This window comes from Corynebacterium sp. HMSC034B08, assembly GCF_001835805.1.
Lineage (GTDB): Bacteria > Actinomycetota > Actinomycetes > Mycobacteriales > Mycobacteriaceae > Corynebacterium > Corynebacterium coyleae.
Genome location: NZ_KV825892.1, coordinates 1 through 16,512, shown reverse-complemented (window position 1 = coordinate 16,512; position 16,512 = coordinate 1). Strand labels below are relative to the sequence as shown.

Annotated in this window: 13 protein-coding genes; 8 read left to right on the top strand and 5 right to left on the bottom strand. The window is 59.7% G+C overall.

Going from position 1 to position 16,512, the window contains the following annotated elements:
* Positions 1–53: 53 nt before the first annotated feature.
* The 3 genes from HMPREF2656_RS00250 to HMPREF2656_RS00240 form a co-directional block, all read right to left on the bottom strand.
* Positions 54–383: a transcriptional regulator gene (locus HMPREF2656_RS00250; protein WP_070422684.1), complete on the bottom strand. Its 330-nt coding sequence runs from the start codon at positions 381–383 to the stop codon at positions 54–56.
* Complete coding sequence (locus HMPREF2656_RS00245; protein WP_070422685.1) at positions 376–780, bottom strand: hypothetical protein; 405 nt, start codon at positions 778–780, stop codon at positions 376–378. Before HMPREF2656_RS00245 ends, HMPREF2656_RS00250 begins: the two co-directional genes overlap by 8 nt.
* A 461-nt stretch (positions 781–1,241) precedes the next feature.
* Positions 1,242–2,318 (bottom strand): glutathione S-transferase family protein, encoded by a 1,077-nt coding sequence (locus HMPREF2656_RS00240; protein WP_070483501.1) that lies wholly within the window; start codon positions 2,316–2,318, stop codon positions 1,242–1,244.
* A 780-nt stretch (positions 2,319–3,098) separates the two neighbouring features.
* On the opposite strand from HMPREF2656_RS00240, the gene HMPREF2656_RS00230 reads away from it, so the two are divergent.
* The 3 genes from HMPREF2656_RS00230 to HMPREF2656_RS00220 are packed head-to-tail and all read left to right on the top strand — an operon-like array spanning position 3,099 to position 6,909.
* A complete protein-coding gene (locus HMPREF2656_RS00230) occupies positions 3,099–3,404 on the top strand; it encodes a hypothetical protein (protein WP_070569688.1) in 306 nt (101 codons plus the stop codon).
* Complete coding sequence (locus tag HMPREF2656_RS00225; protein ID WP_070815553.1) at positions 3,401–5,179, top strand: ABC transporter ATP-binding protein; 1,779 nt, start codon at positions 3,401–3,403, stop codon at positions 5,177–5,179. The genes HMPREF2656_RS00230 and HMPREF2656_RS00225 overlap by 4 nt, the downstream gene beginning before the upstream one ends.
* Positions 5,176–6,909 (top strand): ABC transporter ATP-binding protein, encoded by a 1,734-nt coding sequence (locus HMPREF2656_RS00220; protein WP_070815552.1) that lies wholly within the window; start codon positions 5,176–5,178, stop codon positions 6,907–6,909. The genes HMPREF2656_RS00225 and HMPREF2656_RS00220 overlap by 4 nt, the downstream gene beginning before the upstream one ends.
* A gap of 56 nt (positions 6,910–6,965) precedes the next feature.
* Here HMPREF2656_RS00220 and HMPREF2656_RS00215 read toward each other — a convergent pair whose 3' ends face one another.
* Positions 6,966–7,661: an SLAC1 family transporter gene (locus HMPREF2656_RS00215; RefSeq protein ID WP_246825033.1), complete on the bottom strand. Its 696-nt coding sequence runs from the start codon at positions 7,659–7,661 to the stop codon at positions 6,966–6,968.
* Between the two features lie 354 nt (positions 7,662–8,015).
* Here HMPREF2656_RS00215 and HMPREF2656_RS00210 point away from each other — a divergent pair, with 354 nt between their 5' ends.
* Positions 8,016–8,816: a YwiC-like family protein gene (locus tag HMPREF2656_RS00210; protein WP_371440635.1), complete on the top strand. Its 801-nt coding sequence runs from the start codon at positions 8,016–8,018 to the stop codon at positions 8,814–8,816.
* A gap of 74 nt (positions 8,817–8,890) precedes the next feature.
* Positions 8,891–9,376, top strand: a complete 486-nt coding sequence (locus HMPREF2656_RS00205) for a hypothetical protein (protein WP_141760955.1) — start codon at positions 8,891–8,893, stop codon at positions 9,374–9,376.
* On the opposite strand, the gene HMPREF2656_RS12650 is transcribed toward HMPREF2656_RS00205, so the two are convergent.
* On the bottom strand, positions 9,373–9,585 hold the full coding sequence (locus HMPREF2656_RS12650) for a hypothetical protein (protein WP_246825031.1): 213 nt from the start codon (positions 9,583–9,585) through the stop codon (positions 9,373–9,375). The genes HMPREF2656_RS00205 and HMPREF2656_RS12650 overlap by 4 nt on opposite strands.
* 98 nt (positions 9,586–9,683) lie before the next feature.
* Here HMPREF2656_RS12650 and HMPREF2656_RS00200 point away from each other — a divergent pair, with 98 nt between their 5' ends.
* The 3 genes from HMPREF2656_RS00200 to HMPREF2656_RS00190 are packed head-to-tail and all read left to right on the top strand — an operon-like array spanning position 9,684 to position 16,445.
* Positions 9,684–11,696, top strand: a complete 2,013-nt coding sequence (locus HMPREF2656_RS00200; protein WP_070815550.1) for a type I restriction-modification system subunit M — start codon at positions 9,684–9,686, stop codon at positions 11,694–11,696.
* A complete protein-coding gene (locus tag HMPREF2656_RS00195; RefSeq protein ID WP_070815549.1) occupies positions 11,677–12,906 on the top strand; it encodes a restriction endonuclease subunit S in 1,230 nt (409 codons plus the stop codon). Before HMPREF2656_RS00200 ends, HMPREF2656_RS00195 begins: the two co-directional genes overlap by 20 nt.
* Positions 12,907–12,908: 2 nt before the next feature.
* A complete protein-coding gene (locus tag HMPREF2656_RS00190) occupies positions 12,909–16,445 on the top strand; it encodes a type I restriction endonuclease subunit R (RefSeq protein WP_070815548.1) in 3,537 nt (1,178 codons plus the stop codon).
* Positions 16,446–16,512: the final 67 nt, after the last annotated feature.

Sequence of the window (16,512 nt, the reverse complement as noted above, 5' to 3'; positions counted from 1 at the left end):
ATACCGAGCCGAAAGCACAAACGGCTACACCACTTCACGGGACTTGACCCAATCTATGAGCCCTCTGTCATGGCTTTAAGCGCCGCAACGTGCTGTGCATAGGCTTCTGTTCCAGTCTGGGTCAACGCGACCCAGACGGCGTCTTTCGCGCGCGTGGAGCCATATTCGCGGGTGCGGCTGATATAGCCGCTGTCCTCAAGATGTTTCAACTGCTTGGAAAGCGTATCGGCAGGAAGCTCGGTGAGCTCTGCAAGCACGGCGTATTTCATCTGCCTGCCGCCGGTTGCGCCTGAATGGAACAGCGTGGCACAAATTTTAAGCCGATTGATGGGGTGGATGACCGGATCCAGCTTTGCTGGGCGTGGTGAAGGATCCTTAGACATTGACGCCCTTTACGGCGGCGTTGCGGTTCTCATACAACATCCATGCCGTCGCCGTAGAAACAACGACGCCGCAGACAATCATCCACGGCCAAGTATCAGGCGTCGGCACGGTGGAGAACATCATGGCACCTGGCAGCAGTACTCGTGACCAGGTGGCGCGATCATTACTCGGCCCCATATTGGGATTGACCCGAACGAAGGGGTTCGCAATCTTATCTTTGAGGAGATAGCCCAGAACGAACGTCGGTACAAGAACCGCGAGGCCGTACCACCATGACAGCTTGAATAGCGCGATACCGCCGCCGGCGCCAAGCGCCACTATCGCCACCGCCCACCAGCTCTGCGTCCACGTGGTGCGCTTTTGAACGTCGTGAATGATCTTAAGGTCGTCGCTCATCGTTCTTCTCCCTAACGTCAACTTCACTGGCTTGCAATTAAGGCAAGTGTAATACTTGCCTTAATTGCAAGTCTAATGCTTGCCAAGTGTGCAAGTGAAAGACTGTGCATAGTGGGGATACAGCTACGCATGGGGTCTAACGGGGCTGGTGGTCTGCTACTGTGACATCTGGCCGACTTTTATTGACTGAGGCTCCACGGCCTTACATCGCCCATCGGGTAGTGCCTTTGCTGGTTGTTCCATTGCGTTTGGTATCACCGCCGCAGTAGCAGCGTGGTCGGTTCTTTGGCATTGAGCCACCACACCACCGCCTACTACCACAGACTGGCAGCCACACCGGGGATTCACCGTGTTGAGGCCAGATATATGCTCCCAAAGCATATATTTCACGCTACCCTACAGGTCAGAACCTAAAAATCCCCGATCCCAGACACACTTTCTGGCCCCTAACCCCAGAAGACCTACTCCAGCCCGAAGAGCTCCCGTTGGAAATCCGTGGGGTTCTTCAGCTTCTCGGATTCGGGCAGTGGGCCGGGGAGGGTGGTGCCTGCGGCGAAGGGGGAGCCCGGGAGATGGTCGCGGCCGTGGGGTTGGGTGAGGCCGGAAAGGTCGGGCCCGGAGGGGACGATCCGGGTGGGGTTCACTTCGCGGTGGACGATGTAGTAGTGCTGTTTGATCTCCGTGAAGTCGGTGGTGTCGCCGAAGCCGGGGGTTTGAAACAGCTCGCGGAGGTAGCCGTAGACGTTTGGGAGTTCGGTGATCTTGTTGCGGTTTGTCTTGAAGTGGCCGTGGTAGACGGCATCAAAGCGGATGAGGGTGGTGTAGGCGCGGACGTCGGTCTCCGTGATGTGTTCACCCATGATGAAGCGGTGGTTGGCTAGGCGGTCTTCGAGCCAGTCGAGGACCTCAAACACGTCGTCGTAGGCTTCTTCGTAGGCGTCTTGGGAGGCTGAGAATCCGGCGCGGTACACGCCGTTGTTGAACTTGCGGAAGAGGAAGTCGTTGATCGCCTCCGCCTCTTCGCGCAGCTCTTCCGGTGGCAGCAGGTTCGGGGCGCCGGGGCGGTGGTAGGCGGTCCACTCGGTTTGGAAGTCGCGGACCATGGAGTTGTAATCGTTCGTCACCACCTTGCCGCTTGCTTCTTCCACGATTGCCGGCACGGTGATGCCGCGCGGGTAGTCGGGAAAGCGTGCGAAGTATGCATCCTGCAGGCGGGGGATCTGTAGCACGGGGTCCACGCCGCCCGGATCCAAGTCGAAGGTCCAGGAGCGCTTGTCGTGAGTCGGGCCAGCCAGGCCCAAGGAGATCACATCTTCCAGCCCCATCAGGCGCCGCACGATGACAGCGCGATGCGCCCATGGGCAGGCACGTGCGGCGATGAGACGGTAGCGGTGCGGCTGCACGGGCCAGTGCGAAGCTTCATTGCTTATCGACGACACAATGCGGTCACCGATATAGTTCGTATCCCGCTTGAACTCGCCGTCTGTTGAGGCGTTCTGGGCATCGCCTGCCCAGTCCTTCTGTGCGTCTGTAGTCATCGTGTCCTCCCTTATCGCGTGAAAAGTTTGTGACACGTCAACTATAGGCTGTTTCTGATCATGAGCGAGGGGGGATGTGCTGTTGCAAGAGGATGAGCAGTGTGACGGAAAGCCCGGAGACAGGCCCAGAGACAGGCCCAGAGACAAGGCAATACAAAGCCTTCGGATGGCGCGAATCCTGGGCCTTCATCGCGGTCATGGTGTTTCTCTCCCTAGCTGGCTTCTTTATGGTCGATGGCGGTGAAAGGGCGCTGGAACCCCTTGACCGAGCGCCGGATCCATAGCCGTGCCATTTTGGGACACGCCCGCACCTTCGGTTTCGGGCCATTACCAGAGCGCTTATCCGGAGAAGCCTTCTGCTCCCACTCCAGCGGGGTAGTGATCGTCCCCTGAGTACGGGGATTCCCCGGATTTACAGGCTGATTCACCGAGAAGATTGTTAAAAACGCCTGCGGATTCTTGCGCCCATCCTGAGTCTTCGTCCACGCGTCACTCAATGGTGTGCTGGTTTTGCGCGATCTCGGTTTCAGCAATGTCTATCAAACGCACGAGACGGGGCTTGAGTCGCATGCGAGGTTAGGCTAACCTAACGTAATAATGGTTATTATCTTCTGAGAGGGCAACACAGTGCCGCTTGTGACTGATGAACCCACCACAGCGACCAATGAGTCGACGAGTCGGCCGAGAGGGGGCGGCACCGCCGACGACGGCCCGCGAACCCGATCACCTAACCTGAAACCGCCGCGTGGACGCGGCCCACACACCCGGAGACAGAACCAGATGAAGTCGATTGCCCAGATCGTCCAGAACAACCTCAGACTCCTCGCGGCCTACGAGGACAAGGTCCAGCCGAGGTTCCTCAGCCGCTATGCGCGTGAACCGATGGACGCCGCCGTCGAAGGGCTCGGGGCCGGACGGAATTCCACGTCGCCGACGTCCTCGCGCCGCTCGGCAGGGTCGCCGGGCAGCGAGGTCGAGGACCTCGCCGAAGCCAACGGGTTGAAGCTGGGCGGAGCCTCACACGTCGGCATGGTGTACTTCCGCACTCTCACGAAGAAAAGCGCGATCGGGGAGGCGGGCAAGTGAGCGCTGTGGACGGGACCGTAGGCCCGTGGTCGCTGCTCGCCCCGATTCGGACCCGGATGCGGGCGGTGGTCGCGTTATCTGTCCTGTCGTCGGTGGCTACCGTCGCTTCGCTGGTCGGCATCATCGACATCGCGATGACGTACCCGGAGGCCCCGGAGCATCGGACGTGGTTGGCCGTGGCTGTCATCGTCGTCGCCGCAACGGTGCGCATGGCCGCAGACGGCGCCGCCGGCATGCTCTCGCACCGGGCGGATAACGACCTGCAGCTCCACCTCCGGCGCCGGCTGGTCGCCCAAATCCGGAAGTTACCGCTGGGCTGGCTGGACGCCCGGCGCTCGTCGGGAATCATCGAGTCGGTTGAGAAGGACGTCGCGGCTGTCCACCAGCTCATGGGCCACACCGTCGGTGAGACCGTGGTGGCGGTGCTGGTTCCCCTGCTTTCCCTCATCGCGCTCGTCGTGGTGGATTGGCGGATCGCGGTGGTGGCGGTCGTCCCGGTGCTGGTCACCTTCGCCCTGATGGGCGTGATGATTTCGCGCGGAGCCGCTCTTCAGCGCGACTACGAGCGAGCCTCCGAAGGAGTGACGGCCGCGGTCATCGAGCTGGTGCGCGGTATCCCGGTGATGAAGTCCTTCGGGCGCGCTAACCAGGGCGCGGGTCGCTACGATGCCGCGGCGTTGTCGTTCGTCCGCGCGTGGTCCGCCTGGTCCCGGCAGTCGAACATCTATCTCGGGCTCATCGACGTGGTGACGTCCCCGACCACAGTTCTCGCAGTGGTGTGCGGGGCCGGCCTCGCTCTGAGGGACGCCGCGGGCGGCATACCGGAGGGTCTCGTCGCCGGGCTGGTTCTCAGCCTTGGACTCTCCGCGGCGATCGTGCGGGTGGCCATGAACTCCGAACCCATCATCGCGGGGATCGCTGCCCTGAAGTCCATCGCGGAGGTACTGAGCACGCCGCCGATCGCCGAGCCCGCCGATCCGGTGCCCGCGCGCGGAGGCGCGCTCGAGGTCCGGAACCTGGTCTTCTCCTACGGCGATGGGCCGCGGGTCCTCGACGGGATGTCCGCGACGTTCGAACCAGGGACCCTCACTGCGCTGGTGGGGTCCTCCGGTTCCGGAAAGTCCACCGTCGCCCGGCTGTTGGCGCGTTTCCACGACCCTGCTGAAGGCTCGGTGCTGCTGGGCGGCGTCGATCTTCGTGACATCGCCGTGCGCGACGTGCACCGCTCGGTGTCGGTGGTGTTCCAAGATCCGCAGTTGTTCACGCTGCCGTTGCGGGAGAACATCCGGCTGGCCAGGAGAGACGCCACCGACGACGAAATCATGGCGGCCGCGAAGCTCGCGAACCTCGATGCGGTCATCGCGGCGCTGCCGAAGCGCCTGGATTCGGTGGTCAACGTCGATGTGACCTTTTCCGGTGGTGAGGCGCAGCGCATAGCCATCGCGAGGTCGATCGTCACGGACGCGCCGGTGCTCATCTTCGACGAGGCAACCGCTTACGCGGATCCGGCTTCCGAGGCCCTCATCCAGTCCGCAATCGAGCGTTTGGCCCGTTCGCGGACGGTGATTGTGATCGCGCACAGGTTGAGCACGATCCGCAACGCCGACCGCATCCTCGTTCTCGATGGGGGAGCGGTCGCGGAGGCGGGTACCCACGACGAGTTGCTTGCGCGCGGTGGCCGCTACCGGGATTTGTGGCGCGCGTTCACGCTCGACGACGAACCATCCGCCCCGCGGGGTACTGAATCAGACGATGAAAAGGCGGGGAACCGATGATTCGAGACTTGTGGTCGATGACGGATCGGCGCTCGAGAATGACGCTGGTGTGGCTCATTGCGTTGGCCACGCTTGCCGCGCTGGCCCAGGGAGCGGCGTTCGTCGCGCTGCTGCCGCTGCTGTCGGCTCTGGCCGAGGGAGATGATGCGACGGCGTGGCGTTTCACCGGCGTCATCGCCGGCCTCGCGGCCGCCCATGCGGTGCTGTCCCTCGCCGCGGGGACAGTTGGCAGGGCGAATTCCGCAGCGGTGCTTTCGTCCCTGCTGCGTTCCCTGGGCGAACGCGTGCTGACGTTGCCACTCGGGTACGTCACCAAGTCCACGGCCGGCCGCTTTTCGGAGATGGCGTCGTCGGGTATCGCGTTCGCGGCGTCCGTGCCGCACGTGATCCTGCGGCCCGTCATCGCCGCGGTGGTTACGCCGACCGTCATCGCCTTCGGAATTCTGGCGGTGGATTGGCGCGTCGGTTTGGTTCTTGTCGCGTCGGCGCCGGTGCTCTTCTTCGCCTACCGGGCCATTGGCCGGGTCGGCGGGGAGTCGGACGAAGCGCATGCTGAGGCCGTCGCTGCCGTCTCCAGCAGGCTGATCGAGTTCACCCGCGGCCAGCAGGCGATTCGCGCCGCGGGCGACGGTTCGGCGGCGGACGCGATGGTGGATGAGGCTATCCAGGCCCAGCACGATGCGTTCGCGAAGGCGACGTCGACGCAGGGGGCGGCCATCGGACGGTTGGGTTCGGTCGTCCATGCGGTGTTCACGGCGGCGGTGATCGTCGCCGTGGCAGTCGCCGCGACGGGCGGGATGGCGCCGGCGCATTTGGCGCCGATGCTCATCGTGCTCGTCCAGTTCACCGGACCGATCACCACGGCGGGAGCGTTGTCCGGCGGTTTCGGTGCGGGCCGCAACACGTTGGCTGCGTTGCGTGACCTGCGGGCAATCCCCGCCCTTCCTGAACCTGCCGCACCGGAGCTGCCCGACGGGCATGACGTGGAGTTCCGCGGTGTGAGCTTCGGGTACGGAGATAAGAAGGTTCTCGACGACGTCAGCTTCCGTGCACCTCAGGGAGCGCTGGTTGCCGTAGTGGGACCGTCGGGGTCGGGCAAGACGACGGTCATGCGGCTGCTGTCGCGTTTTCACGATCCGGACTCGGGGGAGATCCTCATCGGCGGGGTGCCCTTGCCTCGGATCGGCACCGACGGCGTGAACTCGCTGGTGACCCCGGTGTTCCAGGAGACGTTCCTTTTCGACGCGTCCGTGCGGGACAACCTGGTCTTCGCCGACCCCGGCTTCGGTTCCAGGCCCGGTGACGGGGACCGCTTGCGCGAGGCTGCCCGGCGTTCCGGGGTGGACCGCATCGTGGAGCTGCTGCCTTCCGGGTGGGATACCCCGGTGGGGGAGGAGGGGACGCTGCTGTCGGGAGGTGAGCGGCAGCGCCTCGCCATCGCCCGGGCGCTTCTGAAGGATTCCCCGGTGGTGCTTCTCGACGAGCCGACGTCCTCGCTGGATGCGGCCACTGAGCGGGCGATCGTCGGCACGATGGAGGCGTTGCGCGGCGATCACACTGTGATCGTCGTCGCCCATCGCCTGCACACCATCCGCGATGCCGACCTCATCGTCGTGCTTTCGGAGGACGGGACGGTCGCAGAACGGGGCACGCACGATGAATTGCTGGCGAAGGGCGGTCGCTACGCCGAGTCGTGGGCGTGCCGGACGGGGAGCTCCCCGGGCGCCTGATCCAGCTCGTCGTGGACCACCACGACGACGGCATCGGAGAAGCGCGGATAGCTAGTTCATCTCGCACCAGATTGGCTTAGTTCCCAGGAGCCAAAGCGCACCGCGCAGACACCCCAGTGGAGGAGCAAGAGCACGAGGAGCGCCAAGGAAAGTGCGTGCCAGCCTTCGTCCCAAGCACCCAAGCACAGAGTGCCCACGGGGAAGGTAGAGCCCCACCAACCAGGGCCGTAGGGCGCCCAGTGGAGGACAGCCTCGTAGAAGCAGTACATGGCATAGAGGACACACGGTACGGCGAGGGTGAACATGATGAGGCCGTACAGGTGGGCGTCGAAAAGCAATGTCGATGCTGCCGTCGACTGGCCGACAACACCGAGGGGAATCCACGCTGTACCCGCGGCTGCGCCACGTGGGCGCGTGCGGGACCAGTAGCAGTAGAGGAAGAGCGGGATCGCGGTGAAGAACGTGAGGAAGAAGCACAGCTCACCCGCGTAGTGATAAAACTCGCCGTGATGGGTGGCCAGCTGCCCGCCGGATGTCGCAGCGACCATCGGGGACACCAGCGCCAAGCCCCACGGGAACGCAGGCTCGGTGTAGTGCGCGGACTGCTTCCACAAACCCCAGAGTTGCCACAAGCACACGATGATGGCCAGTGGCGCACCGACCCACCAGCTGAACAGCTGGAACGCATCGTTGCCCGTGAGTGCCGTCCACGCCGAGCCGCACGCGGCAGCCCCATCGCGTACATGCCCCACGCCGCCATGTTCTGGTGCCGCGGCGGCTCATTGCGCACGCCGACCGTGAACACAACAAGGAGTCCCGCCGCGATGAGCGCAAACACGAGATGGGCTACATGAAATCCATGTAACCCAGTCAAACTCGACGCAATCGAGGTTCCCATTAAAGCACCGGCCCAAGCGGGACCGAACTTTGGCAACGTCATAGGACTAACGCTAGGCCTGCCACCTCGTCTCATCCACTTTGGGTCGGGGCTTTGTGGTTTTTAGAACGCGAATGGCCTGAAGCGCGCGACGGCGCCGGGTGCTTCGAATCGACGGAAAAGACCACGCCAATTGCCCATCACGGATTCGCATCAGTAGGGTGAAAACATGTCGAAGAGCCAGGCGCAGCGCAGCGTGTCGCGCAACCCCCGCACACGCCGACGCTCACCCGGTTGGATGCCCGACCAACACGGCGCCTGGTTTATGGTCACCGTCCCCGCTATCACCGGCGTCATCCTGGCACCGTCGTGGACTGCGATTCCCCTGTTGCTGACCTGGTGGCTCGGCTATTTCACGTTTTTCGCCAGCAGCGTCTGGATCCGCTCGCGCTTCCGCGAACGCAACCGGCCCCCGGTCCTTGTCTACGGGTCGCTCGCTGCGGTCGCGGGTGTGACAACGCTGATCTTCGACTGGCGGCTTCTCATGTGGGTCCCGGCGTTCGCGCCATTGGTGGCCATAGCCGTATTCGAGGCATGGAAGCGGCGGCCGAGGTCGCTGTTGTCGGGTGTGTCCACTGTCGTAGCAGCCTGCCTCATCCTGCCGGTGGCCGCCTGGGCCGGGGGAGGCCTGGATGCGGAGGCGTGGGCCGCATTTGCCGTGTACCTGGCGTACTTCGTCGGCACTGTGCCCTACGTGAAGACGCTCATCCGTGAACGCGGCTCCAGGCCCTGGTTCATCGGGTCGGTGGGCTATCACGTCGTCGTGCTTGTCGCCGCCGTCGTCGCCGTGCTCATAACCGGCGGGCATCCGTTCCACCCAGCGATCATCGTCGTGGCCGTCGTGTTGCTCGCGCGGGCGACGCTGATGCCGATCACTGGTGCACGTCGTGAGAAGCCATGGACGCCGAAGGTCGTCGGACTTCTGGACGCAGCCATCACAGTGCTGGTGGTCATCGTTGTGCTGCTCTAAGGCGCCTCATTCGCTGCCTCGTCACTTTGGCTGATTAAGATACAGCCCATGGCTTCCGCCGTATGATGTGGTGCATGAACTGCCGGAATGTCCGTATCAACTCCGTCGCGGCGCTTATCCTGAGCCTGTTAGGGGCGGCGTTCTTTGCAGTAGGGCGGATTCTGTTTGGGGTGGGCGGATGGCTCGTGTTCTACTCCGTTCCAGCTGGGGTGATCGCCGCACTTGCGCTTCTTGCTTTGTGGTTTATCCCCGTACGCCACGTGAAGGACGGCTCGCAGGCAGGGCCGTATAAGTCCTTCGGGTGGCGTGAGTCTTGGGCCTTCATCGCCGTAACAGTGTTTCTCTTCCTCGCCGGCTTCTTTATGGTTGATACCGGTGACACTGAAGAGAGCGTGAAATCCGTTTTCACCCAGCTTGTAGGGAGACGGGCGTTAGATCTTTCTTCAACATTGTGTTTGCTCTGTGTCCTTGGAGTGATTGTGTCCTACATCGTGGGCGTTGTTGTGGCGGTGAAAGGACGCAAAGGCGAGATACAGGACAGGGGCCAGGATAGGGACTAGGCAAACATTCCTTCACCGACGAAACCGGTCTCACCCACACCGGGTGGGATGAGGTAGGTGCCGGTTTTGGTTGTCTTGAGATATTCGAGAAGCATTTCGTCGCGCGACATGGATCGGTGCACAGTGGCAAACCTATCCATGGTGCAGGCCGCGGTGTCCACATGACCCTTGCCGTCGTCCGGGGTGGGGCTAGCGCTACTGCGCTGCAAACCTTCCGCTCGTACGGTGAAACACCAACATTTGTTGCCCGAAAACGAGTGACTCCTGTGGGACAATCAGGCGTCTACAGATTCACAAGGAAGCACCGATGACTGACACCTCAGAGATCCTCGATTCGATCACGCCGAAGCAAACTGCCAAGGTCAACAGCCTCAACGCTGCCATTTGGCAGACCGCAGATGATTACCTGCGGCTTATTGTCCCGGCCGAGAATTACGGTGACTACATCATTCCGTTCACTGTGCTCCGGCGCCTTGAAGGACGTTTGGAGTCGACGAAGAAGGACGTCTTGGATCTCGTCCACCGGGAGAACGTGAAGGGGACAGACCCTTCGATCGTGAACCTCAAGATCGAGAACATGTTCAAGCTTCGTTTTTGGAACACGTCTCAGTTGTCTCTCGAACGCCTGGCTACCTCCGACGACACCTTGAAGGAAGGGCTGCTGCAGTATCTCAGGGCGTTTTCCGCAAATATCCAAGAGATTTGGAAAGCGTTTGAGTTTGAGAAACTCATCGACTTCCTTGACCGCAATAATCAACTCTGGAATGTGGTGAACCACTTCGCGTCGATCGACATGTCTGACGAGGCACTCCAGGATCAGACAATGGGCGACATCTTCGAGAACCTGATGTATCGTTCCTTCGCCAGAAAAGCGAAAGACGCCGGTGAGTTCTATACTCCGCGCGACGCGATTCGTCTGATGACGTCCATCCTGTTTACCTCGGATGACGCGGAACTGGAGGAAGACGGCATCATCCGTTCCGTTTATGACCCAACCGCCGGTACGTGCGGCATGCTCATCGCTGCGCGTGATGCGCTCCGGGCTATCAACCCAGGTATTGAGATCGTCGTTGCAGGACAAGAACTCAAGGAATCTTCATTCGCTATGGGCAAGTCTGATCTGCTCATGCAGGGATTCAAGAACCCAGAAGTGTTGAAGTTCGGCAACTCCCTGACCAATGATCAGTATGAAGGGGACACGTTCGACTACATCATGGCGAACCCGCCATACGGTTCGTCCTGGAAGGCATTTCAGAAGGATGTCAAGGCGCTCCAGGAGCAGGGCGATCCACGCTTTGCTGAGGGGCTTCCCGCTGTCAGCGACGGCCAAATGCTGTTCTTGATGCACATCGCGCACAAACTCACGGCGGCTGATGGTGCAACGAAGGGTGGGCGTGCAGCCGTAGTTACTAACGGCTCGCCACTGTTTACCGGCGATGCGGAGAGTGGTCCGGACAGTATCCGCAAGTACCTCATCGGCGCGCAAGGCGGCGTTGAAGTGCTGGACACGATCATCGCGCTGCCAAATGACATGTTTTATAACACCGGCATTGCCACCTACATCTGGATCCTTGACAGGAACAAGGAACCACGTCGCCGCGGCAAGATCCAGTTCATCGACGCGACCGAAATTTGCGCCCCGATGCGTAAGAACATGGGACAAAAGCGCGTGGAGTTTACAGAAGACAACATCCGCGAAATCACGAAGATTTACAAGGATTTCGAAGAGATGGAACGCTCCATCATCGTGACGGCTGATGATCTCACTTACCGTGACGTGCCGATGTTTAAGTTGGCGCACTACGCCGTAAGCGTCACCGATGAAACCGTGGCAGAAGCGATGAAGCACAAGTCTGCATTCCCAGAGCATGAAGCAGTCATCCGCGAGATGAAGGGACGCGAATACAACGACCTGCCCAAGGCGCTCAAGTCCGCTGCGAAGGAACACGGTGTGAAGATGGGTGCGCCACTGCTTCGCCACGTCATGAAATCGCTTGCCGTGGAAGATGGGAATGCACCAGCTTCACTCGACGAGAAGGGCAACCCGGTCATAGATGCCTCGACCAAGGTGATCGAGCGTGTGCCGTACCTAGAGGACGTAACCGAACACATGGATCGTGAGGTAATCCCGTTCGTTCCGGATATGCAGTGGGATGAGTCCTTGGCAAAGGTGGGGACGGAGCTACCGCTGACGCGCTTGTTCTACAAGCCAGAAGAGTCCCGCTCTCTCGAAGAGTTGGACGCGGATATTGCTAGCTCGCTGGATCGCATCTACGCCATGTTCGGGGAGGTGCGTTCGGATGACTCGGTTGAAAGATAGTGGTGTTTATTGGCTTGGAGAAGTCGCTGATGACTTCGACATTGTTCCTTCCACCATCGTTTTTAACGAGCGCCGCGAGAAAAATCTGGAAGATGATGTTCATTTAACGCCATCCCAAAAATACGGTGTTCTTCCCCAAGATGAGTATCAGGAGATCACGGGCGGGAAAGTCATGCAGAAACTGTCCGATTCTGACATGAAGCACGTCGAGCCTGATGATTTCGTGATTCATCTCCGTAGTTTCCAGGGTGGGATTGAGTGGAGCCAAATTCGAGGAAAGGTCAGTACCGCCTACACGGTGCTAGAACCTCGTGACGGTGTGTTTACTGGCTACTGGCGATATTTTCTGAAGTCAGCGCCATTTATCGAAGGGATGGCATCGTCTACTGATCAACTTCGCGACGGACAGACGATCAATTACGCGCGTTTCTCGCGGTTAAAACTTTTGCGTCCTCCACTCGAAACCCAGCGCCGTATCGCTGATTATCTCGATAAGGAAATCAGCGAGATGGACGCGCTGATCGAAGAGTTCGAGGGGCTAAAGTTAGATCTCGAAAATCGCGCCATTCCGTTCGCCAAGCGATACTTGGATGAACTTGAAGATGCTCGTGCGGGACTCACTCATCTAGGACTGCACGCGAGCTTTATAGGTGGTTCTGGGTTCAACGAGCGATACCAAGGCGTAGCGGGAGAGGAACTTCCGTTCTACAAGGTCGGTTCACTTTCTACGATGGATAGTAGAGCAATCGTTCACGATCTTTCGAACACAGTCTCCCGCGAAACTGCTCAAGAGATTGGCGCACGAGTAGTGCCTGCTGGATCAATCTTGCTCGCCAAAGTAGGTGAGGCAATGAGATTAAATCGTTTCGGCATAAATTCTGTGGATTGCTGTATCGACAACAATATGTTGTCAGTTCAACCGGACCTAACGATTCTGGACACGGACTATCTCAGGTTGGCTCTTACACAACTTCCAATTGACGTGCTTGTCAATTCTGGCCCCGTTCCTTCGCTTAACACCTCTGCTTTTAAGGCGTTTAAATTCCCGCTTCCCGATCTCGACACGCAACGAGGAGTTGCGACGAGTTGGCAACGAGAAATAGAGAAGTCTGACGCTCTCATCGAGGAATCCACGCGCCTTATTGAAAACTTGAAAGCGCGCAAGACTGCGCTGATCACTGAAGTCGTTACGGGGCGGAAAGAGGTCTAATCATGGTGAACCCGATTCTTGAAGAAGCGATGGAGCTGACCATCTGCCGATCTCTCAACAGCCAAGGCTGGATTTGGAACGAGGGTGCCAACGACAAGGGGTTCGACCCCGAACTTGGACTCTTCCCGGAGGACGTACTCCACTGGCTGAAAACCCAGTATCCGGAGCAATACGAGCGTGCTATTCCTGAAAACGCGAACGACACGGAGCGAAAGTCTCGTGAGTACCGGCTGCTAAAGCGGCTGACCAAGGAGCTCGACTACACGCCGATTCTGGATGGCATCACTAAGAAGGTCAACGGCGGACTACTGGGCACGTTGCGAGATGGGTTCTCGTTTACACAGACAGACCTTGGCACCGTGAACTTCCCGGATATGGCGGGCTTTTACCCGTATGACCCGGCGAAGACGGATGTGATCGACAAGGCGAAGGAAAACCGCCTACGCGTGCTGCAGCAAGTCCACTTTGAAAAAGGTGGCCTAGGTGAGATTGACCTTGTGCTGCTGGTTAACGGCATCCCCGTGATCACGATGGAACTCAAGACTGACAACACGCAGTCGATTGACGATGCCGTCAAGCAGTACAAGCACGACCGCAAGCCGAATCGCTCCAGCCGCCCGCTGCTCAACCCCGGCCGCTGCCTCGTCCACTTCGCAGTGTCCTCCCGTGAAGTCATGATGACCACGGAACTCAACGGCGCCGATACTGTCTTCCTTCCGTTCAACCAGGGAACCGAGGAAGGCCGCGCTGGTAACCCTGACAACCCCAACGGGTACAACGTTTCCTACCTGTGGGAGTGGGTGTGCTCACCAGATCTGCTGCTGCGCATCCTGAAGGATTACGCACTGTGGGAGCCGTCCACGAAGGGCAACGAGGGTCGCCTGATCTTCCCACGCTTCCACCAATTGCGCTCTGTGGAACGTGTCACCAGCGATGTCGCTAGCAACGGCACCGGTCGGCGCTACCTGATCCAGCACTCTGCCGGTTCCGGTAAGACGAAAACGATTGCGTGGTTGGCGCACCGTGCCAACAAGATGATCCACGAAGACGGGACGAAACTTTTCGATTGCGTAATCGTCGTTACGGATCGCACCGTGCTGGATAAGAACGTCGCGGACGGACTTTCACTTCTGCAGGCCTCTGAAGGCATGGTCATCAACATCACCAGCGATGACACCTCAAAGTCGGAGAAACTCAACCACTATCTCACCCAGGGCAAGCGCATTTTGTCCTGTACGCTGCAGACCTTCCCGGCACTGGCGCAAACGATTGACCGTTCGCCGAAACTGCGAAACCGCCGCTGGCTGGTCATTATCGACGAAGCGCACTCGTCCCAGCACGGCAAGGCATCGCGCACGCTGCTCGAGACACTTTCGGACACCCCTGACGAGCTTGCGGAAGCAGCAACGCGAGCGGCTGCGGATATTGAAGACGAAGAGACGCTCGATGGTGGGGCAGCGCTCAGCGACCCTGCTGGTTCGACTCCGTCTGGCGAGCTCACGCGTGTTGAAAAGGACCGTCTGCAGCAGCAGCGAGACTCGGCGGTCGCGCGGTCGTCGAACGTCACCCTCGTTGCGCTGACCGCAACGCCCAAGGCAAAGACTCTTGCTGTGTTTGGCGAGCCGTCCCCGGACAACCCAGAGAAGTACGTGGCATTTGACCTGTACTCCATGGCGCAGGCAATCGATGAGAACTTCATCCTGGACGTGCTCCAGAACTACATCTCACTGTCGCTCTACGCCAAGATCGAAGATCAACTTGGCCGCGAAGACGACGTCATTCTTGGCGAGGCAAAATCTGCACTCAAACACTTCGTCCGTTCCCACGAGAAGACGATCCACTCCAAGGCGGAAGTGGCGGTCGAGCACTTCAACAACAACGTGCGCTTCCTGCTCGGATCGACCGCGAAAGCAATGGTCGTTTGCGACGACCGCATGAGCGCATACACCTGGTTCCGGGCGGTTCAGGACGTGATCAAGTCCAACCCGAAGTACCACGGGCTCGAAGCGCTGGTGGCGTTCTCTGGTTCGCTTGACGTGTCCAAGGATGAGGACATCGAGGAGATCGTTACGGAATCCTCCCTCAATAACGAGAACGCACCTGAGGGCCATCGTCGGATGGAAACGACGAAGATGTTCGACGGTGCGGCGTACAAGTTCCTCATCGTGGCCAACAAGTATCAGACCGGCTTTGACGAACCTCGCCTGTCAGCGATGTACGTGGATAAACCTCTGTCCGGTGTGATGGCGGTGCAGACCCTCTCGCGACTGAACAGGACGATGCCATCGAAGAATAAGACCAAGACCTTCGTCGTCGACTTCGTCAATGACCCCGAAACGATTCTTCACTCATTCCAGCCGTACTACTCGCAGGCGTCTATCGACACCGAGGTAGACCCCGACGTACTTGCAGATCTTGCTCGCGTACTGGACACCTCCCAGTTCTACGACGTCGAGGAGATGGAAGCGATCGCCGACACGGTGATGGATCGCGACATCGATGTGAAGAAGAAAGACAGCCTGCTTCGAATTGGTATCGATCCGATCATTACCCGGTGGACCGAGTTCTACGGAGGTGCCTTGGTCTCCGGGGACAAAGACAACGAAGCAGTGGCCACAGATTTCCGTGCGAACCTGGTGAAGTACGTTCACGCGTGGGACTTCTTGAGCCAGTTCATCGACTTCCAAGACATCACTCTGCACAAGCGTGCAATCTTCGCTGACCTGCTCGCGCGCAACCTCAAGCTTGGCAAGAAAGCACGCGAGGAGGACTACGTCACCGGCGTCGAGGTAGTGAAGACCGCCGTCATGGGTGACGTTGAAACAGGCGTTGAGCTGAAACTCAACATCGAGGATTCGCGAGCCCCGCTCCCTGTTCCAGGGTTCGATGGTCGTGTCTCTACCGGTGGGGCAGGGGATCCGCTGCAAGGCGCATTCCGCGAAGCAGTAGAGCAAGTCAACGAGCTGTTCTCCGCTGCGGGCATCGACATGTCCAACTCGGCGAATACCCGCATGGTTCATGCCGTGTGGGAGGCGTTAGCTAACGACGAAGAAGTGGAAGCCCTTGCCACCAAGAACCCGCAGGAAGCGTTGGCGAAGTCACCGAAACTTCGCGACAAAGTGCTTTCCGCAATCTTGGGTGCTGACGCAGAGCACGAGCAGTTCACCAACCTCATGCTCGGTGGCGAAGACGCGCTGAACGTTCTCACCGCTGCAATGTCCCGTCTTGCAGTTGCCGCAATGGAAGACAAGGCGCGCGGGATTGCTGTGCCGGACGACGCGCTCATCGGTGGTGCGGAAGAACCCCAGGATGAGTCGCCGGTTGAACGTCGTATCCAGGACCTTCTCGATGTAATGCTCATGCACGCTGGTGCTTCTACTGTTGAGGAGCAACTCGCGCGGTCACTGGACGAAGCGCTGTCGAACCGTGGAACCTCCAACGTGTTCGAGGTGGTTCGCTCACAGTTCGTCGGACACTCGCTGCCAGTGGACGGTGATCTGTACCAAGGCGTCGTGATGTACGCGGTGGAGCACTACTGAGGGGCAAGGACGGGGCCGATATCTTCTGAAAAGAAAACTGAAGTGTCCCAGGTTTTGTTCCGTTTGA

Coding starts and splice junctions, on each gene's coding strand:
- HMPREF2656_RS00250 (WP_070422684.1), bottom strand. CDS start 383: ATGTCTAAGGATCCTTCACCACGCCCAGCAAAGCTGGATCCGGTCATC.
- HMPREF2656_RS00245 (WP_070422685.1), bottom strand. CDS start 780: ATGAGCGACGACCTTAAGATCATTCACGACGTTCAAAAGCGCACCACG.
- HMPREF2656_RS00240 (WP_070483501.1), bottom strand. CDS start 2,318: ATGACTACAGACGCACAGAAGGACTGGGCAGGCGATGCCCAGAACGCC.
- HMPREF2656_RS00230 (WP_070569688.1), top strand. CDS start 3,099: ATGAAGTCGATTGCCCAGATCGTCCAGAACAACCTCAGACTCCTCGCG.
- HMPREF2656_RS00220 (WP_070815552.1), top strand. CDS start 5,176: ATGATTCGAGACTTGTGGTCGATGACGGATCGGCGCTCGAGAATGACG.
- HMPREF2656_RS00210 (WP_371440635.1), top strand. CDS start 8,016: ATGTCGAAGAGCCAGGCGCAGCGCAGCGTGTCGCGCAACCCCCGCACA.
- HMPREF2656_RS00205 (WP_141760955.1), top strand. CDS start 8,891: ATGAACTGCCGGAATGTCCGTATCAACTCCGTCGCGGCGCTTATCCTG.
- HMPREF2656_RS00200 (WP_070815550.1), top strand. CDS start 9,684: ATGACTGACACCTCAGAGATCCTCGATTCGATCACGCCGAAGCAAACT.
- HMPREF2656_RS00195 (WP_070815549.1), top strand. CDS start 11,677: ATGACTCGGTTGAAAGATAGTGGTGTTTATTGGCTTGGAGAAGTCGCT.
- HMPREF2656_RS00190 (WP_070815548.1), top strand. CDS start 12,909: ATGGTGAACCCGATTCTTGAAGAAGCGATGGAGCTGACCATCTGCCGA.